An 18,492-nucleotide genomic window follows, 5' to 3' on the forward strand; every position below is an offset into this window, starting at 1 on the left:
CGTTGTGGCACAGGAATATACTGTTGAACAATTGAACCACGGCCGTAAAGTCTGGGACTTTATGCGCTGGGACTACTGGGCCTTCGGCATTTCAGGTTTTCTGCTGATCTTGTCCATCGTCATTATGGGCGTGAAAGGCTTTAACTGGGGTCTGGATTTCACCGGTGGTACGGTGATCGAAATTACCCTGGAAAAACCGGTCGATATGGACCAGATGCGTGAGTCTCTGCAAAAAGCGGGCTTTGAAGAGCCGCTGCTACAGAACTTCGGCAGCAGCCGCGACATCATGGTGCGTATGCCGCCGGTACACGATGCCAACGGCAGCCAGGAGCTGGGCAGCAAGGTCGTCCAGGTTATTAACGAAACGACCAGCCAGGATGCAACGGTTAAGCGTATTGAGTTTGTCGGCCCGAGCGTTGGTGCTGACCTGGCGCAGACCGGTGCGATGGCGCTGCTGGTGGCGCTGATCTCGATCCTGATTTACGTCGGTTTCCGCTTTGAGTGGCGACTGGCGGCAGGCGTGGTTATCGCCCTGGCGCACGACGTGGTGATCACCATGGGCATACTGTCTCTGTTCCACATTGAGATTGACCTGACGATTGTGGCATCCCTGATGTCCGTTATCGGTTACTCACTGAACGACAGTATCGTGGTATCTGACCGTATTCGTGAAAACTTCCGTAAGATCCGTCGCGGCACGCCGTACGAAATCTTTAACGTGTCGTTGACCCAGACGTTGCACCGTACGTTGATCACCTCCGGCACCACCCTGATGGTGATCCTGATGCTGTTCCTGTTCGGTGGCCCAGTGCTGGAAGGCTTCTCGCTGACCATGCTGATCGGTGTGTCTATCGGTACGGCCTCGTCTATCTACGTCGCGTCCGCACTGGCGCTGAAGCTGGGCATGAAGCGCGAGCATCTGATCCAGCAGAAAGTCGAGAAAGAAGGGGCGGATCAGCCGTCCATTCTGCCGTAAGAGTCTTATGTAGTATCGAAATCCCGGCCTGTTGGCCGGGATTTTTTTTGTCTGCATCTCACAAACACTCCTGACAGTATGCTGTCAGGAGCCCTGTCGTAGACTCCTTCTGAACCCTAACAACAGGCAGGAGGACGTATGAAAAGTGTTATTAACTGGTTTGAAATTCCGGTCGCCGATATGGATCGCGCCATCAAATTTTATGAGTCGGTGATGCAGGTCGCGCTGCGGCGCGAGAAGATGGACGTGGCTGATCTGGCGATTTTCCCGCACGAGGATCCGGCCACCGGCGGCGCGCTGGCGAAATTTGACGGCGTTACACCGTCTTCGCAGGGCGCTATTATTTACCTGCATACTGACAATCTGGCGGCCACGCTCGATCGTATTGCTTCTGCGGGCGGTGAGTGCGTGTTTGGCCCGCTGGAACTGCCGCAAGGCATTGGCACTATAGCCCTGTTTACCGACAGCGAAGGTAATCGCGTCGGCCTCCATCAACCGGTATGAGAGTAAACCGATGACCCGACGCGCTGACCGTTTGTTCCAGATTGTGCAGATCCTTCGGGGCAGGCGTCTGACAACGGCAGCGCATCTGGCGGAAAGGCTTGGCGTGTCCGAGCGCACGGTGTACCGCGATATCCGCGACCTGTCGCTTTCCGGCGTGCCGGTGGAAGGCGAGGCGGGAAGCGGATATCGGCTGATGTCGGGTTTTGATTTACCCCCGCTGATGCTGACCAACAAAGAGTCCGAGGCGCTGATGGTGGCGATTCGCCTGCTCAAAACCTGGGGCGGGGAATCGCTGTCGCGCGAGCTGGAGTCGGCCCAGGAAAAAGTGCTGGCGATCCTGCCAGAAGAGAGCCGCCGCAAAGCTGAGCAGACGCGGATTTACGCGCCGGATATTGCGCTTCAGCCACACTCCCGTAGTGGTTTCGACGTGATCCATCAGGCCATTTCTGCCCTGCGTGTGCTGGGGTTGCACTATCGCGATGAAGCCGGGCAGTTAACCTGGCGTGAGGTTCAGCCGCTGGGCTTGTTCTTCTGGGGAGAGCGCTGGCTGCTGGCGGCGTGGTGTGAACGGCGCGATGACTATCGCTGTTTCCGGCTCGACCGATGCCTCAATATTGTGCAGACGGAGAGGCGGTTTAGCGAAAGTGCGGACAGGTCATTGGCAGATTTTTTGCGCAAGGTGAGGCAGTAAAAAGCCGGGGGGCGGCTACGCCTTACCCGGCCTACATTCGGATCGTAGGCCCGGTAAGCGTAGCGCCACCGGGCGGAATCCGCACTGTTTAGAAGTTGTAACCCACGACCAGGTAACCACCCCAACCGGTAGAGCGAACGCTGAAGTCGCCGTTGCCAAAGTTCAGGCTGGCGTCGTCGTTCCACTGGCCACCGTTGTGCCAGTAACGCGCAACAACAGAGTAGTGCCAGTGATCGTAGTTCAGCGCCAGGATGTGGCTGGACGCGATGGAGTCGTTAGTGCGCGCTTTTCTGCCGTTCAGGTCGCGGAAATCGTTATCGCCCAGGTCTGAACCCCAGTCAAAGTTGGTGAAGCCGATATAGCTCAGGTTGCCGCCCCACAGTTGGGTAATTGGCACGAAGTATTTCACTTTGAAACGGTAGCCGTCCCACTCGTTCTCGTTCGCGGCGCCGTAGTTCTGCCACTGGTATTTTGCGTAGACGTTCATGGACAGGCTCATCGGCAGGCCAGTCTCAATGTCTGTACCCAGACCCATGTACCAGGTGCTCTGGCGACCGGACTTGTTGCGACCCATGTCGTAGATGTAGTTGTTTGCGAAATACCACTCTTTGAACGGACCAAACGCCAGACTGGTACCGGTCAGTTTATCAATGGAGAAGCGGGGTTCGATCTCCATGAACAGTGGGGAACCGTGGTTCCAGATACCTTTCGCGTCGGTGTTACCGCCGAAGAATACCGGTGCGTCCATGTAGCCATAGAAATCAAACCAGTCTTTTTTAGCGAATGCTTCGTACTCGAGGTAGGTATCGTTACGGATCTGCGGTCCGAAACGGGTATGGTAGCTGCCTACAACGTTAACGCTCTGATGCCACCAGTCGGAAAGGTATTGTGGTTTGTCGTTTTCCGCTGCGTTAACAGTGAAAGAGGTGGAGAGTGCCAGAACTGCACCGGCTGCGAGTAATGTTTTTTTCATAATCATGCCACTGATTGAAATTCCCTTCCGGGAGTGAAAAATGCGCGAATTGCGTTTCTAAATATTTCGTATTTCTGCGGAGCCTATTATAGGAATCCTTGCTCACAAAAATATGTGTTGTTTCACATATCTCTCACATACGTAATCGATTGCGTTCACGTTTGCGTACTTTAGACGGGCGGGATTGTAGCGGCAATCATTTATGTTGCCAATCCATACGAAATGTAAATGTTAGCGGAGTGACATTTCACTCCGCTAGAAGGGCGGGTTATTGCGCGGCGGGTTGAATGTCGTGAATACGGATAAAGCCCAGCTGTTCTGGGGTCAGTCCGCTCAGCTGGAGCGGGATATCAACATCGCTCGGCGCCAGCGTGCTGGCGGGGGCGGTGAAGAGCTGATTCTTCACGTTCACTTCCTGATAGCTCTCCGTGGTGCCCTGAATCTGGCCCCACTCTACGGTGCCGCTGAACGCGGGAAGCGGATCGTTGGACTCACCCTGAATGCGTAATGTTGCGCGAGTACCATCGGCATTCGCTGCAACATTCACCAGAGACATCTTTAGGGTGCCAATCTGGCTGTTCAGACGCGCGGGCGTGTTTGCACCTGGCAATAAATAAACGCCATTGCTGGATTTGGCATTCAGGGCGTTCTGCTGGGTGATCTTCACGGTTTCTTTGTTAAGTTTGTCCATCGCCACGTTAAGCGTATTCACGCTTTGTTTCATTTCGCGGACTTCACTTTGCTGTGCGCAGGCGCTGAGCGTGAACAGGCTCCCCACCAGCACTATTTTCAGGTAACGTCTTGTCATTGCGTTTAATTCCTTGAAATCACAGATTGCTGCAATGGTAGACAGGATAGTGCCGTCAGGCATAGATCCTTTGTCTCAAAAAGCTCTTCCTTTGTTGTCGGGCCAGTTCAGGGTAAAATAGAAATCAGTTAACCAGATAACAGGGACATCGTATGCATTGCCCATTTTGCTCCGCTGTGGATACCAAAGTCATCGACTCACGTCTTGTAGGCGAAGGGTCTTCCGTGCGTCGTCGTCGGCAGTGTCTGGTGTGCAACGAGCGTTTTACCACCTTCGAGGTGGCAGAGCTGGTAATGCCGCGCGTGGTAAAAAGTAACGATGTGCGCGAACCGTTCAATGAAGAGAAACTGCGTAGCGGGATGCTCAAGGCGCTGGAGAAACGGCCCGTCAGCTCCGATGACGTCGAAATGGCGTTAAACCATATTAAATCTTATCTGCGGGGGTTAGGTGAGCGCGAAGTGCCGAGCAAAATGATCGGCAATCTGGTGATGGAACAGCTGAAAAAGCTCGATAAAGTCGCCTATATCCGCTTTGCCTCCGTTTACCGCAGCTTCGAAGACATCAAAGAATTTGGCGAAGAGATCGCCCGCTTACAGGATTAAGCCCATGCACGACGAGATGTACATGGCGCGAGCCATGAAGCTGGCGCAGCGCGGTCGGTTTACCACTCACCCTAACCCCAATGTCGGGTGCGTCATTGTTAAAGATGGCGAGATCGTGGGGGAAGGTTTTCACTACTGCGCAGGCGAGCCGCATGCTGAAGTGCATGCCCTGCGCATGGCGGGTGAGAAAGCGCGTGGCGCGACGGCCTATGTGACGCTGGAGCCATGCAGTCATCACGGACGTACGCCGCCGTGCTGTGAAGCGCTGATTGCGGCGGGCGTCTCGCGCGTTGTCGCCGCCATGCAGGATCCTAATCCGCAGGTGGCGGGCCGCGGGCTGTATCGTCTGCAACAGGAAGGCATCGACGTCAGCCACGGCCTGATGATGCAGGATGCCGAAAACATCAACAAAGGCTTCCTGAAGCGTATGCGCACCGGCTTCCCGTTTATCCAGCTTAAGCTTGGCGCGTCACTGGATGGCCGCACGGCGATGGCGAACGGCGAGAGCCAGTGGATCACCTCGCCGCAGGCAAGGCGCGATGTGCAACGTCTGCGCGCGCAAAGCCATGCTATTCTCACCAGCAGTGAAACGGTACTGGCTGACGATCCGGCCATGACCGTGCGCTGGGAAGAGCTGAATGCGGATACGCAGGCGCTCTATCCGCAGGAGAACCTGCGTCAGCCGCTGCGCATTATTGTTGATAGCCAGAACCGCGTGACGCCGGAGCACCGCATCGTGCAGCAGCCGGGTGAAACCTGGATTGCCCGCACCAAAGAAGATACGCGCGAGTGGCCGGCAGGCGTGCGCAGCATTATGGTGCCGGAACATAACGGGCATCTCGATCTCGTGGTGCTGATGATGTTGCTCGGCAAACAGCAGGTCAACAGCATCTGGGTTGAAGCCGGTCCGACGCTCGCCGGCGCACTGCTTCAGGCGGGGCTGGTGGATGAGCTTCTCGTCTACGTTGCGCCTAAACTGTTAGGTAATGACGCGCGCGGCCTGTTTGTGCTGCCCGGCCTTGAAAAACTGGCCGATGCGCCGCAACTCTCATTCAGCGAGATTCGTCCGGTAGGCCCGGATGTCTGCCTCCATTTAACGACAGCGTAATTGCTCCTGAAATAGGGAAGCAGTGCGCAAAGTATTATGATAAAATCCGCCCCCCTGCGGGGCCAAATGAACCCGTAAAGGAAGAGTATGAACATTATTGAAGCTGCTGTAGCTACCCCGGACGCTCGCGTCGCCATCACCATTGCGCGTTTCAACAACTTCATCAACGATAGCCTGCTGGAAGGTGCGGTTGACGCCCTGAAACGTATCGGCCAGGTTAAAGATGACAACATTACCGTCGTTTGGGTACCAGGTGCTTACGAACTGCCACTGGCAGCGGGCGCGCTGGCGAAAACCGGTAAATACGACGCGGTGATTGCGCTGGGTACCGTTATTCGTGGCGGCACTGCGCACTTCGAATACGTTGCGGGCGGTGCAAGCAACGGTCTGGCACACGTTGCACAGGATGCTGAAATCCCTGTCGCGTTCGGCGTGCTGACCACCGAAAGTATTGAACAAGCCATCGAACGTGCTGGCACTAAAGCCGGTAACAAAGGTGCAGAAGCTGCACTGACCGCGCTTGAAATGATCAATGTATTGAAAGCCATCAAGGCCTGATTTTTTTGTAAGGGGAATTCCGTGAAACCTGCTGCTCGTCGCCGCGCCCGTGAATGTGCCGTCCAGGCACTTTACTCCTGGCAGTTGTCCCAGAACGACATCGCTGATGTTGAATACCAGTTCCTGTCAGAACAGGACGTGAAAGACGTTGACGTTCTGTACTTCCGTGAACTGCTGTCGGGAGTGGCGACTAATAGCGCGTATCTCGATGGTCTGATGAAGCCATACCTGTCCCGTCTGCTCGAAGAGCTGGGCCAGGTCGAAAAAGCAGTGTTGCGTATCGCGCTGTTTGAGCTGTCTAAACGTGATGATGTGCCGTACAAAGTGGCCATCAACGAAGCGATCGAACTGGCGAAAACCTTCGGCGCTGAAGACAGCCACAAGTTTGTTAACGGCGTGCTGGATAAAGCCGCACCTGCGATCCGTCCCCACAAAAAGTGATCCGCAAACCGGAGTCTTGCATTGCCTTTTTGGCAGTGCGGCTCCGGTTTTTTTATTTAATTTGCTGAGGCATAACGTATGGCATGCGGCGAATTCTCCCTGATTGCCCGTTATTTCGACCGTGTCAGAACCTCTCGTCTTGATGTTGAAACCGGCATTGGCGATGACTGCGCACTTCTCAATATTCCCGAAAAACAGACGCTGGCAATCAGCACCGACACCTTAGTGTGTGGGCGTCATTTCCTGCCGGATATCGATCCTGCCGATCTGGCGTATAAAGCGCTGGCGGTGAACGTCAGCGATCTGGCGGCAATGGGCGCCGACCCGGCCTGGCTGACGCTGGCTCTGACCCTGCCGGAGGTGGATGAAGCCTGGCTTGAAGCCTTCAGCGATGCCCTGTTTGAACAGCTGAATTATTACGATATGCAGCTGATTGGCGGTGATACCACCGCCGGTCCGCTGTCCATGACCCTGGCAATCCACGGCTATGTGCCTGCCGGGCGCGCGCTGAAGCGCTCGGGTGCAAAACCAGGCGACTGGCTCTACGTGACCGGTACGCCGGGCGACAGCGCCGCGGGGTTAGCTATCCTTCAGAATCGCTTAACGGTTGAAGAGGCTGACGATGCGGCGTATCTGGTGAAGCGCCATCTGCGGCCAACGCCGCGTATTCTGCACGGTCAGGCGCTGCGCGAGCGGGCCAGTTCGGCTATCGATTTGTCTGACGGGCTGATCTCCGATCTCGGCCATATCCTGAAGGCCAGCGGCGTGGGCGCACGCGTTGACCTGGATCTGTTCCCGCTGTCGGAGCAACTGCTTCGCCATGTCGAACCTGAACAGGCGCTGCGCTGGGCGTTATCCGGTGGAGAAGATTATGAGCTGTGCTTCACCGTGCCTGAGTTGAATCGCGGGACGCTGGATGTGGCGCTAGCGCATCTCGGCGCGAAATTTACCTGCATCGGGCAGGTGATGCCGGAAAGTGAAGGGCTGAAGTTTGTGCAGAATGGCGCACTGCGAGAACTTGACGTGAAAGGGTTTGATCACTTTGCCTGACTCAGGATGCAGATTGCATCCTGAATTCTCGCGGATTATTTGAATAACGAATGTTCCGGGCATGCTCGCTCATTAACTTCCACCTTCTCTCTATCGGATTCAGGTTAGGGTTGTAAGGTGAAAGATAATGAAAGTTCTTTTTTATAAAACGGATCGCAAAATTTAATTAGGTTAATAGATTTATCAGTGCAATATTATTCATTGCGTGAATGTCATTTATATAATTTTGGCAATTACTTTATTTATAATGTTTTTATCTTGCCGTCTGGCGTATGATGACCCTGAAATGAGGATGTAAATTATAGGATTGTTAGTACGTGTACTATTAAGGGATGAATATGTACGAAATGAATTTTCCTTGCGAAATACTTTTTCAGACAAAACAAAGAATTAATGATACAAGTACAGATGATATGCGGTATAGCGATCTGTCTGCTGTAGAATTACAATCATTAGGGCTAAACGACGTTTCTTCTATGGTCAACCCCTATAATATGATCTTCAAAGATAACGCTGATAAATACTTCAAATTTCCATCTATTGCTGGGTATTCCCTTAAAGACGATCGGCCCGTTACCCCTGATGAATGCGCCAGTATTCTTTTTGATGAAATGAGAGAATTGTCAGGGGCGTTTGCTTCCGGGCAATATAAAAACTTAATTGGAGAGATGATTAACCATTTTCAGCATGGAGATGGCAGACCTTTTGGTTATAGTGCGTTACTCAACAGGTCATACTCTGATCTTCTCAGGGCAAAGCAATATGGAAATACTACGCTCGGTGTTATTAGAAAAGTCATTAATGATTATGTCAGTGACAGGCGTAAACACGTTGGTAGTCAGGGTTCTATTTGGGATGTAAAAACAGGAATATTGAATGCGGCATTGCCTAAGTTTAATGATTTTGAAGACAGATTTAACGGAATGGGGATCACCGTCCATGATATTTATTTCCAGCGGATTGTTATGCTTAATTTTAGACGATACCAGATAGGATGGGAAGCGGATATATTATTTGAAGCTCAGGATCATTTTGGACTGGGGCGAGAAGATATCATGAAAAAACTATACCAAAACTTCAGGTTTTTTCGGATATGGTTTGTTCTTCAGCGATATAACCGCTTTTCATTTAAACCTTTTGTGACAAATTTCAATGCTTCTGTAAAACTGACGGGGTAATAATGACATGAAAAAATCCTGGTTTATTTATATGGCGATTGCGTTGATTATGATTGTTTATAGTTTCTGGGACCATATCTATCCTGTGAAAATCATTGATGTCCATCGCAGTACGAATAGCCTGGGTTATGACTATATTATCGTTGACCATTTTCCGTTAACGGATCGAGGGCGCATTAACTGGTGGTTATCTCAGCGGGATATGCTCAAGAAAAAATACAACATCCCCTCCGGGCTGAGATTTGTTTTGACGGTCTGGGACGTGGGGGATGGGTATCTGCGGGATTCGCTGCACGAGGATTATTTTTGTTTTCCTGATATGACTTCAGAGAAAAATTGCATTGAGAAAAATAACCTTCTTGAGGTTGCTTTCAGATTTCCTGAAAGCAATAAAATCAAGTTTTATGTTGATGGTAATCTGTACATTATGGATAAAAAAGATGGTTCGATGACTAAAGAGCGTTACTGAAAACCGCAATTGGGAATTATCAAATTATCGGAGCGATAATGCTATGAAAAAATCCTGGTTTCTTTATCTGGCGATTGCGTTGGTTGTAATTTTTTTGCAGTCATTGGGGGTGATATTTATCCGGTGAAAATCATTGACGTCCATCGCAGTACCGATCGCCTTGGCTTTGATGATATTATCGTTGACCATTTCGCGTTAACGGACCGGGGAAGAATTAACTGGTGGCTATCTCAGCGGGATATGCTTAAGAAAAAATATAACATCCCCTCCGGGCAGGAGTTTGTTTTGACGGTCTGGGACGTGGGGGACGGGTATCTGCGGGACTCGCCGCGAGAGGATTATTTTTGTTTTACTGATATGACATCAGAGAAGAACTGTATTGAGAAAAAAAGCCTTCTTGAGGTTACTTTCAGATTTCCTGAAAGTAATAAGATCCGTTTTTATGTTGGTGATAGTATGTACGTTATGAATACCAAAGATGGATCGATGACGAAAGAGCGGTATTGAAAACTGTGGCAGGAGAATGAGCGTAGGCCGGGTAAGCGCAGCGCCACCCGGCAAGTGTTTACTTAAACCCTACCACCGGATGCTGCTGATACGGCGTCTCCAGCTCGGCAATCTGCTCCGGCGTCAACGATAAGTCCACCGCACTTAACAACTCATCCAGCTGTTCTTCCCGCGATGTGCCCACAATCGGCGCGGCGACACCGCGCTTGCTCAGCAGCCACGCCAGCGCCACCTGCGCGCGCGTTGCACCGATATCGTCGGCGATCCCGGCTAAGCGTTCGGCAATTAACGCATCGCTGGCTTCTGTATCGTCATACAGGTTTTTACCCACTTCATCCGATACCAGCCGGGCGGTAGTTTCCCCCCACGGACGGGTTAACCTTCCGCGCGCCAGCGGGCTCCACGGGATCACCGCCACGCCTTCCTGGTAGCAGAGCGGCAGCATCTCGCGCTCTTCTTCCCGGTAAATCAGGTTGTAGTGATCCTGCATGGTGACAAAGCGCGCCCAGCCGTGCTGCGCCTGGAGATCGAGCGCCTGGGCAAACTGTGAGGCATGCATGGACGATGCGCCGATGTAGCGCGCTTTACCGGCTTTCACAACGTCGTTTAACGCTTCAAGCGTCTCTTCGATCGGGGTGTTGTAATCCCAGCGGTGGATTTGCAGCAGGTCGACGTAATCCATGTTCAGGCGTCTGAGGCTGTCATCAATGGAACGCAGGATCTGCGCGCGAGAAAGGCCTTCCGCCAGATCGCCTGACGGGTAGTACACCTTAGTGGCGACCACAACGTCATCACGACGGGCAAAATCTCGCAGGGCGCGGCCCACAATCTCTTCGCTGCTGCCATCTGAGTAGCTGTTGGCGGTATCGAAGAAGTTAATGCCGCCGTCAATGGCGCGCTTGATGATAGGGCGGCTGCTCTCTTCCGGCAGCGTCCAGGCATGATTTCCCCGGTCAGGCTCGCCAAACGTCATGCATCCCAGGCAAAGCCGGGACACCTTAAGGTCCGTTTTTCCTAATGTCGTGTATTGCATGGTTCCGCTCCTGCTGTTTAAACAATACGTTTAAGCATAGCAGGAGCAGAAAAGGGGAGGGATCAGGCCAGCCAGGTGCGGATTTTAGCTTCGATACCGGCGGCGTCCAGACCAATGTCGGCGCGCGCCTCATCCTGGGTGCCTTGCGGGATGAAGTGGTCAGGGAGGCCGAGATTAAGCACCGGAACGGCTTTACGGTTCGCCATCAGCACTTCGTTCACGCCGCTACCCGCGCCACCCATGATGGCGTTCTCTTCCAGCGTGACCAGCACGTCATGGCTTTCCGCCATGCTCAGAATCAGAGATTCATCGAGCGGCTTCACGAAGCGCATATCGACCAGCGTCGCATTCAGGTTTTCAGCGACTTTTGCCGCTTCCGGCATCAACGTACCAAAGTTCAGGATCGCCACTTTTTCACCGCGGCGTTTCACCAGACCTTTACCGATGTCCAGTTTTTCCAGCGGCTGTAATTCAACGCCAAGGGCATTACCGCGCGGATAACGTACCGCGCAGGGGCCGTCCTGATAGTGGTAACCGGTATACAGCATCTGACGACACTCGTTTTCGTCGCTTGGCGTCATGATCACCATATCAGGGATGCAGCGCAGGAAGGAGAGATCAAACGCGCCCTGGTGCGTCTGGCCGTCAGCCCCCACAATGCCCGCGCGATCGATAGCAAACAGCACCGGCAGCTTCTGAATGGCAACGTCATGGATAACCTGATCGTAGGCGCGTTGCAGGAAGGTAGAGTAGATCGCTACCACCGGCTTGTAGCCGCCAATCGCCAGGCCCGCAGCAAAGGTTACCGCGTGCTGCTCGGCGATAGCCACGTCGAAATACTGGTCCGGGTATTTTTTGGAAAACTCCACCATGCCGGAGCCTTCACGCATGGCAGGCGTCACCGCCATCAGCATGTTGTCTTTCGCCGCCGTTTCGCACAGCCAGTCGCCAAAGATTTTTGAGTAGCTCGGCATCCCGCCGCTGCTTTTCGGCAGGCAGCCGCTGGTATGGTCGAACTTAGGCACCGCGTGGAAGGTGATCGGATCTTTTTCCGCCGGTTCGTAACCACGCCCTTTTTTGGTCATGATATGCAGGAACTGCGGGCCTTTCAGGTCGCGCATGTTTTTAAGCGTCGTCACCAGGCCCAGCACATCGTGGCCGTCCACCGGGCCAATATAGTTAAAGCCCAGCTCTTCGAACAGCGTACCCGGCACGACCATGCCTTTGATGTGTTCTTCGGTACGCTTAAGCAGCTCTTTAATCGGCGGTACGCCGGAGAAGACTTTTTTACCGCCTTCACGCAGTGAGGAGTAAAGCTTGCCGGACAGCAGCTGCGCCAGATGGTTATTCAGCGCGCCGACGTTCTCGGAGATCGACATTTCGTTATCGTTGAGGATCACCAGCATGTCCGGTTTGATATCGCCCGCGTGGTTCATGGCCTCAAAGGCCATCCCGGCGGTGATCGCCCCGTCGCCAATCACGCAGACGGTGCGGCGTTGTTTATTCTCTTTTTCGGCGGCAACGGCAATACCAATGCCCGCAGAAATGGAGGTGGAAGAGTGGCCGACGCTTAACACATCATATTCACTCTCGCCGCGCCACGGGAACGGGTGCAGGCCCCCTTTCTGGCGAATGGTGCCAATTTTATCGCGACGTCCGGTCAGAATTTTGTGCGGATAGGCCTGGTGGCCTACATCCCAGATCAGCTGATCGAACGGCGTGTTATAGACGTAATGCAACGCCACGGTCAGCTCAACCGTGCCAAGTCCGGAGGCGAAGTGGCCGCTGGAGCGGCTAACGCTGTCGAGCAGGTAGCGACGCAGCTCGTCACACAGCTTCGGCAGACTCTCTTTCGGCAACAGACGTAACTCCTGAGTGGAGTCAACTAACGCCAGTGTCGGGTATTTGGCAATATCAAAACTCATCAAAGGCTCATCGAGATTTATAGTTTATTTATCACGCTGGATTATGTAGTCCGCTAGCGCTTCCAGTGCCGAGGTATCCAGCGATTGCGCGGCCAGCTCATTCAGCGACCGGCGGGCATCGTCTATCAGATCCCGGGCTTTACGTTGGGCATGCTCAAGGCCCAACAGGGCGGGGTAGGTACTTTTGCCAAGCTGCTGATCCGCACCCTGACGTTTTCCCAATGTTGCAGTATCGCCCACCACATCCAGAATGTCATCCTGAACCTGGAATGCCAGACCGATACTTTCTGCGTATCTGTCCAGAACCGGCAGGGCTTTACGCCCGCGTTCACCCGCGCTCAGCGCGCCCAGGCGAACGGCTGCACGAATCAGTGCGCCCGTTTTGTGACGGTGGATGCGCTCCAGCTGTTCCAGAGTAACCTGACGCCCTTCAGCCTCTAAATCCAGTGCCTGGCCGCCGCACATCCCGGCGACGCCGCTGGCCATTGCCAGTTCGGACACCATTGCCAGACGATCGCGATCGCTCACCTCAACCATCGGCGCATCGCTCAGAATGGAGAAGGCCAGGGTTTGCAGCGCATCCCCCGCCAGAATGGCATTCGCTTCGCCAAATTTGATATGGCAGGTTGGCTGACCGCGACGCAGATCGTCATCGTCCATGGCCGGCAAATCATCGTGGATCAGCGAATAGGCGTGGATACACTCCACGGCGGCTGCCGGGGCGTCCAGCGTGTTATCGCTGATACCGAACATATTGCCCGTGGCATACACCAGGAACGGACGCAGGCGTTTACCCCCCAAGAGTGCGCCATAGTGCATGGCTTCAACCAGTGGAGTGTTCTGAAAAGGCTGCGGCTCAATGAATCGGCGCAGCGCATCGTTGGCGCGGATGACGCGCGCCTGAAGCGCGTTGGAAAAATCCATTTACTCGGCGTCCGGTGTGAATGGCGTGGTTTTAGCGTCTTCGCTGTCGGAAAGCAGGATCTGCACACGCTGCTCGGCCTGCTGGAGTTTTACCTGCCCCTGGCGCGCGAGCTGCACGCCGCGTTCAAATTCGTTGAGCGCGTCTTCCAGCGGGAGATCGCCGCTCTCAAGACGGATAACGATCTGCTCCAGTTCACTCAGCGCAGTTTCGAAACTGGCCGGTGCGTCGTTTTTCTTCGGCATAGTGAATTGACTCTTAAATTTTTCGCCCTGACATGGTAACGGACTCGGGGCAATTATCAAATAACGCGAGTGGCGCGATGGTGGTATACTTGCGCGCCTGGATGCAGCCACGGGTGTGGGCTGCTGTATCATTTTCCACTACAAGCCTTTATAAGCTTGCCTAAGAAACATTGCCGCCATGAAGTTTATCATTAAATTGTTCCCTGAAATCACCATCAAAAGCCAATCCGTGCGTTTGCGCTTTATTAAAATTCTCACCGGGAACATTCGTAACGTATTAAAACACTACGACGAAACGCTCGCCGTGGTGCGTCACTGGGACCACGTAGAAGTCCGCGCGAAAGACGAAAACAAACGTCTTGATATTCGCGACGCGCTGACCCGTATCCCGGGTATTCACCATATTCTGGAAGTGGAAGACGTTCCCTTCACCGATATGCACGATATCTTCGAAAAGGCGCTGGTGCAGTACCGCGACCAGATCGAAGGGAAAACGTTCTGCGTGCGCGTGAAGCGCCGGGGTAAGCATGAGTTTAGCTCTATTGAGGTTGAGCGCTACGTCGGTGGTGGTCTGAACCAGCACGTTGAAACGGCGCGCGTGCGCCTGACTAACCCGGACGTCACCGTTAACCTTGAGATCGAAAACGATCGCCTGCTGCTGGTCAAGGGTCGTTATGAAGGTATTGGCGGTTTCCCTATCGGCACTCAGGAAGATGTGCTGTCGCTGATCTCCGGCGGGTTCGACTCCGGCGTGTCCAGCTATATGCTGATGCGTCGTGGCTGCCGCGTGCACTACTGCTTCTTTAACCTGGGCGGCGCGGCGCATGAAATCGGCGTACGTCAGGTGGCGCATTACCTGTGGAACCGCTTCGGCAGCTCTCACCGCGTGCGTTTTGTGGCGATCAACTTTGAGCCGGTGGTCGGCGAAATCCTCGAAAAAGTGGACGACGGCCAGATGGGCGTGGTGCTGAAACGTATGATGGTGCGTGCGGCGTCCAAAGTGGCTGAGCGCTACGGCGTGCAGGCGCTGGTCACCGGTGAAGCGCTGGGGCAGGTCTCCAGCCAGACGCTGACTAACCTGCGTCTTATCGATAACGTGTCTGATACGCTGATCTTGCGTCCGCTGATCTCTCACGATAAAGAGCACATCATCGATCTGGCGCGTAAAATCGGTACTGAAGATTTTGCCCGCACCATGCCGGAATATTGCGGTGTGATCTCAAAAAGTCCAACCATCAAAGCGGTGAAGGCGAAGATCGAAGCGGAAGAAGAGAACTTCGATTTCAGCATCCTGGAAAAAGTGGTGGCGGAAGCGTCCAACATCGATATCCGTGAGATCGCTCAGCAGACCGAGCAGGAAGTGGTTGAGGTGGAGACGGTCAGCGGCTTCGGTGCTAACGATACGATTCTGGATATCCGTTCTGTTGATGAGCAGGATGACAAGCCGTTGCAGGTGGAAGGCGTCGAGGTGGTTTCGCTGCCGTTCTACAAGCTGAGCACCCAGTTTGGCGATCTCGACCAGAGCAAAACGTATCTGCTGTGGTGCGAACGTGGGGTCATGAGCCGTTTGCAGGCGCTGTATCTGCGTGAGCAGGGCTTCGCGAACGTGAAGGTGTATCGCCCGTAGTTTCTCGCCCGGTGGCGCGAGCGCTACCGGGCCTGCGATTCTATGCTCTTTTTGGCCGGGTAATCGACAATGGAAAAAAAACATAAGTACTGGGAAATCAAAGAGAGAATCAAAAAAGATATTCTCAATGAAGTCTACAAAAAGGGCGAAAGCATTCCGTCGGAGCGCGATCTTGCCGGTATTTATGACGTTACGCGCGTAACGGTTCAGAAAGCCATGGCGATGCTGGTACAGGAAGGGTATATCGAGCGTATCCACGGCAAGGGCATGTTTGTTTTAAAGAATACTGCCAGCAATATTTACATTCTGAATAATGAAAAGAGTGACAGTATTCTCGGGTTTTCCCGTGAATTTCAGGGGCGGGTCAACGTAACCAGCCGCTTGCTGACGTTGACGACCCTTCACGCCGACGCGGCGCTGGCACAGCACCTCGAAATTGCGCAGGGTGATGATGTCTGGTTTATTCGCCGTATCCGTTTACTGGACGGACAGCCGGTGTTAATTGAAGACAGCAATATTCCTCACAAGGTGGTTGCCACTGTTCCGCAGGCTATTCTCGAAGAGGGATCGCTGTATGGCTATATTGAAGACTTTACCGGTAAGAAAATCAGCGACGCCGATTCACTGATTGAAGCGGATCTTTTTGATGAGGAGCTGGCGGCCCATCTCAATATTCTGCCAGGCCAGCCGATGTTGAAAATTACCGAAGTCACGCGCCTCGATGACGGTAGAGCATTTAACTTCTCCATCAGCTACAACCGGGCAGATATTTTCCGCGTCAAGAATATGCATATCAAACGATAACAGGCGCATCAGCGCCTGTTTCTCTTTTACAGCTTAGCGGCTGCCGCTTTATCGACAATGATCCTTAACCGTGGGTGCGGCTTTAACAGCGTCGCGGGAACCGCCGGGTCCGGTGCGGAATTGACGGTTGTTGCGATGATGTCGGCTTTTTTCTCGCCGCTTGCCATCAAAATAATGGCCCGTGAGGCCAGGATAGTCTTCATCCCCAGCGAAATGCCCTGACGGATATGACGCTGCTGGCCGAAGTATTTAACCGAAACGGCCTGCGTCACCGCATCCAGGTCCACGATGTGGCAACCGGTATCGAGGGCGGCGCCCGGTTCATTGAAGCCGATATGGCCGTTCATACCGATCCCCAACACAATGATGTCAGGCCCACCGTGGGCCGTAATAAAGTTATCCACACGCTGACACTCTTCCTCGGGGGATTGCGTCAGGCCATCAAAGAAACAGATCTGATCGTCGCGCAGGGCCAGGTGGCTGAAGAAATGGCCCCATACCATCTCCCGGCAGCTGCCTTTATCGGCCTGACCGAGCCCCAGCCACTCATCCAGGCCAACAAATGCCGCACGGGAAAAATCGACCCTACCCTGTTTGCTGGCGTGCACAAGCGCGGCAAAAACGCCCAGCGGCGTATCTCCACCCGCGATGCAAATCAGCGCATCGGGTTTTTGCGTAACGGTTTCAATGACCGCTTTCGCCACGGCGTCACTCAGCGCCGCATAATCGTCTGTCTGTTCTACGTTCATTGTGCGTCCTTACGTTTAGCATACTGGGGTAAATAACGGTGGTTGACCTCAAGATATTCATTAAGGATCTGTTCTGCCGCGGCGGCAGAAGGCACAAGGGGATTTACGCTCAGCGCCAGCAGCGCCGTGTCGTAATTTCCAGTGACAGCGGCCTCAACGGTGAGCTCTTCATAGGCCTTCACGCTCTGGATCAGGCCGCGGATCTTCACGGGCAGCCTGCCATAGGCGAGGGGATGCGCGCCGTTTCGGTCGATCATGGCGTTGGTTTCCAGCGTAACGTGATCCGGCAGATCGGGTGTTGTGCCCCTGTTAGGAACATTTACGACGTGGATCTCTTTTTTATCGTTATAAATAGCGCTGATGATCGAGCATGCAGTATCGGAGTACCAGGCGCCTCCGCGCTGCTCCAGCTCTTTCGGCTTGTGCGCGAGATGGGGGTCCTGATAAAGCGTAAAAAGCCGTTGCTCAATTTCGCGCGTCTGCTCGCCGCGGGTTCCCTTAGTATTTGCATCGCGCAGCGCGGCGTCGGTCATCTCGCGGGTCAAAAAATAGTATTTGAGGTAGGAGATAGGGTACATGTGGAGTGCCCTGGCAAAGCGGGCACTAAACCCAATGTCCGGTATATTTTTCAGGGAGTTATTTGCGCTGCCCTCGGCCAGTTTTTCAATAAAGTCGTCGGTATAATCCTCTCCCTTGAGGAAAATTTGGTCGGCAAAAATAAGATGGTTCAGACCAATAATGCGTGCGTAAACGTCCGACTTCTGCACGCCGTAGGCTTTGGCGATGTCCATCATCATGCTGTTTGCGCCACTGCAAATGCCTATGGTCCGAATGGCCGAGTGGCGGGTGATTGCCTCGGTGACAATCCCGGCCGGGTTGGTGAAGTTAATCAGCCAGCCGTTCGGGCACCATCTTTCCATGTCCTTACAGATATCCAGCAGGACCGGGATCGTGCGTTGAGCTTTCATAAACCCGCCGGGACCTGTCGTCTCTTGCCCCAGAACGCCGTATTTTAGCGGGATTTTTTCATCGTTGATGCGGGCATCAAGAAAGCCGACACGCAGCTGCGTGGTGACAAAATCGGCATCTTTCAGCGCCTCTTCCCGATCGAGCGTCAGGTGGATATTCATTGGGAGCCCGGCTTCAGCTACCATGCGCTGGGCCAGCTTTCCGACAATCTCCAGCTTCTCTTTTCCCTCTTCAATATCCAGCAAATAATAATCGGTGACCGGCAGCTCTGCGTAGCGTTTGATAAAACCGTCGATCAATTCTGGCGTGTAGCTGGAGCCGCCGCCAATAGTGACAACCTTGAGCTTTTTCAT

21 protein-coding genes are annotated in these 18,492 nt (G+C 53.6%); 13 read left to right on the forward strand and 8 right to left on the reverse strand.

Features of this window, described 5'->3' with window-relative positions; genetic code table 11:
* Positions 1-4 precede the first annotated feature (4 nt).
* From secF to L463_RS13615, 3 genes are all read left to right on the forward strand, one after another.
* Complete coding sequence (gene secF, locus L463_RS13625) at positions 5-976, forward strand: protein translocase subunit SecF (RefSeq protein WP_003859105.1); 972 nt, start codon at positions 5-7, stop codon at positions 974-976.
* A 138-nt stretch (positions 977-1,114) separates the two neighbouring features.
* The gene (locus L463_RS13620) at positions 1,115-1,480 is read left to right on the forward strand and encodes a VOC family protein (protein ID WP_017383165.1); all 366 of its coding nucleotides are present in this window, start codon (positions 1,115-1,117) and stop codon (positions 1,478-1,480) included.
* A gap of 10 nt (positions 1,481-1,490) precedes the next feature.
* Complete coding sequence (locus L463_RS13615) at positions 1,491-2,171, forward strand: helix-turn-helix transcriptional regulator (protein ID WP_032102870.1); 681 nt, start codon at positions 1,491-1,493, stop codon at positions 2,169-2,171.
* Between the two features lie 88 nt (positions 2,172-2,259).
* On the opposite strand, the gene L463_RS13610 is transcribed toward L463_RS13615, so the two are convergent.
* The gene (locus tag L463_RS13610; RefSeq protein WP_026080602.1) at positions 2,260-3,144 is read right to left on the reverse strand and encodes a nucleoside-specific channel-forming protein Tsx; all 885 of its coding nucleotides are present in this window, start codon (positions 3,142-3,144) and stop codon (positions 2,260-2,262) included.
* Between the two features lie 268 nt (positions 3,145-3,412).
* The gene (locus L463_RS13605; protein WP_003859100.1) at positions 3,413-3,952 is read right to left on the reverse strand and encodes a SadB/YajI family lipoprotein; all 540 of its coding nucleotides are present in this window, start codon (positions 3,950-3,952) and stop codon (positions 3,413-3,415) included.
* Positions 3,953-4,104: 152 nt separating this feature from the next.
* Here L463_RS13605 and nrdR point away from each other — a divergent pair, with 152 nt between their 5' ends.
* From nrdR to L463_RS13570, 8 genes are all read left to right on the forward strand, one after another.
* A complete protein-coding gene (gene nrdR / locus L463_RS13600) occupies positions 4,105-4,554 on the forward strand; it encodes a transcriptional regulator NrdR (RefSeq protein WP_003859099.1) in 450 nt (149 codons plus the stop codon).
* Between the two features lie 4 nt (positions 4,555-4,558).
* Complete coding sequence (gene ribD, locus L463_RS13595; protein ID WP_032102871.1) at positions 4,559-5,662, forward strand: bifunctional diaminohydroxyphosphoribosylaminopyrimidine deaminase/5-amino-6-(5-phosphoribosylamino)uracil reductase RibD; 1,104 nt, start codon at positions 4,559-4,561, stop codon at positions 5,660-5,662.
* Between the two features lie 87 nt (positions 5,663-5,749).
* Positions 5,750-6,220 (forward strand): 6,7-dimethyl-8-ribityllumazine synthase, encoded by a 471-nt coding sequence (gene ribE, locus L463_RS13590; protein ID WP_003859098.1) that lies wholly within the window; start codon positions 5,750-5,752, stop codon positions 6,218-6,220.
* A gap of 21 nt (positions 6,221-6,241) precedes the next feature.
* Complete coding sequence (nusB, locus tag L463_RS13585) at positions 6,242-6,661, forward strand: transcription antitermination factor NusB (protein ID WP_006809908.1); 420 nt, start codon at positions 6,242-6,244, stop codon at positions 6,659-6,661.
* 78 nt (positions 6,662-6,739) lie between these two features.
* Positions 6,740-7,711: a thiamine-phosphate kinase gene (gene thiL, locus L463_RS13580; RefSeq protein WP_032102872.1), complete on the forward strand. Its 972-nt coding sequence runs from the start codon at positions 6,740-6,742 to the stop codon at positions 7,709-7,711.
* Between the two features lie 338 nt (positions 7,712-8,049).
* On the forward strand, positions 8,050-8,889 hold the full coding sequence (locus tag L463_RS13575) for a DUF3289 family protein (protein WP_049024630.1): 840 nt from the start codon (positions 8,050-8,052) through the stop codon (positions 8,887-8,889).
* A gap of 7 nt (positions 8,890-8,896) precedes the next feature.
* A complete protein-coding gene (locus L463_RS0122670; protein ID WP_050499228.1) occupies positions 8,897-9,358 on the forward strand; it encodes a DUF943 family protein in 462 nt (153 codons plus the stop codon).
* A 123-nt stretch (positions 9,359-9,481) separates the two neighbouring features.
* Positions 9,482-9,865: a DUF943 family protein gene (locus L463_RS13570; RefSeq protein WP_049012873.1), complete on the forward strand. Its 384-nt coding sequence runs from the start codon at positions 9,482-9,484 to the stop codon at positions 9,863-9,865.
* 58 nt (positions 9,866-9,923) lie between these two features.
* Here the strand turns inward: L463_RS13570 and L463_RS13565 are convergent, their stop codons facing one another.
* The 4 genes from L463_RS13565 to xseB all read right to left on the reverse strand — a co-directional run bounded on the left by L463_RS13565 (position 9,924) and on the right by xseB (position 13,990).
* A complete protein-coding gene (locus L463_RS13565) occupies positions 9,924-10,898 on the reverse strand; it encodes an aldo/keto reductase (protein ID WP_017383171.1) in 975 nt (324 codons plus the stop codon).
* A gap of 62 nt (positions 10,899-10,960) precedes the next feature.
* Positions 10,961-12,823, reverse strand: coding sequence for a 1-deoxy-D-xylulose-5-phosphate synthase (gene dxs / locus L463_RS13560; RefSeq protein ID WP_015571294.1), 1,863 nt, complete (start codon positions 12,821-12,823; stop codon positions 10,961-10,963).
* 24 nt (positions 12,824-12,847) lie between these two features.
* The gene (gene ispA, locus L463_RS13555) at positions 12,848-13,747 is read right to left on the reverse strand and encodes a (2E,6E)-farnesyl diphosphate synthase (RefSeq protein WP_017383172.1); all 900 of its coding nucleotides are present in this window, start codon (positions 13,745-13,747) and stop codon (positions 12,848-12,850) included.
* Positions 13,748-13,990, reverse strand: coding sequence for an exodeoxyribonuclease VII small subunit (gene xseB, locus L463_RS13550; protein ID WP_015571292.1), 243 nt, complete (start codon positions 13,988-13,990; stop codon positions 13,748-13,750).
* Positions 13,991-14,168: 178 nt separating this feature from the next.
* Between xseB and thiI the strand changes: the two genes are divergently transcribed.
* Together thiI and L463_RS13540 are read left to right on the forward strand one after the other, a co-directional pair.
* Positions 14,169-15,617 carry a tRNA uracil 4-sulfurtransferase ThiI gene (gene thiI, locus L463_RS13545; RefSeq protein ID WP_006809903.1) on the forward strand — a complete coding sequence of 483 codons (1,449 nt, stop codon included), beginning with the start codon at positions 14,169-14,171 and terminating at the stop codon, positions 15,615-15,617.
* 69 nt (positions 15,618-15,686) lie between these two features.
* Positions 15,687-16,421, forward strand: a complete 735-nt coding sequence (locus L463_RS13540) for a GntR family transcriptional regulator (protein WP_017383174.1) — start codon at positions 15,687-15,689, stop codon at positions 16,419-16,421.
* A 26-nt stretch (positions 16,422-16,447) separates the two neighbouring features.
* On the opposite strand, the gene L463_RS13535 is transcribed toward L463_RS13540, so the two are convergent.
* Both L463_RS13535 and L463_RS13530 read right to left on the reverse strand, forming a co-directional pair.
* Positions 16,448-17,170: a glucosamine-6-phosphate deaminase gene (locus L463_RS13535; RefSeq protein WP_017383175.1), complete on the reverse strand. Its 723-nt coding sequence runs from the start codon at positions 17,168-17,170 to the stop codon at positions 16,448-16,450.
* On the reverse strand, positions 17,167-18,492 hold the full coding sequence (locus L463_RS13530) for a 6-phospho-beta-glucosidase (RefSeq protein ID WP_015571289.1): 1,326 nt from the start codon (positions 18,490-18,492) through the stop codon (positions 17,167-17,169). The genes L463_RS13535 and L463_RS13530 overlap by 4 nt, the downstream gene beginning before the upstream one ends.

Origin of the sequence: Enterobacter sp. BIDMC 27, from assembly GCF_000534415.1 — a bacterium.
Lineage (GTDB): Bacteria > Pseudomonadota > Gammaproteobacteria > Enterobacterales > Enterobacteriaceae > Enterobacter > Enterobacter hormaechei_C.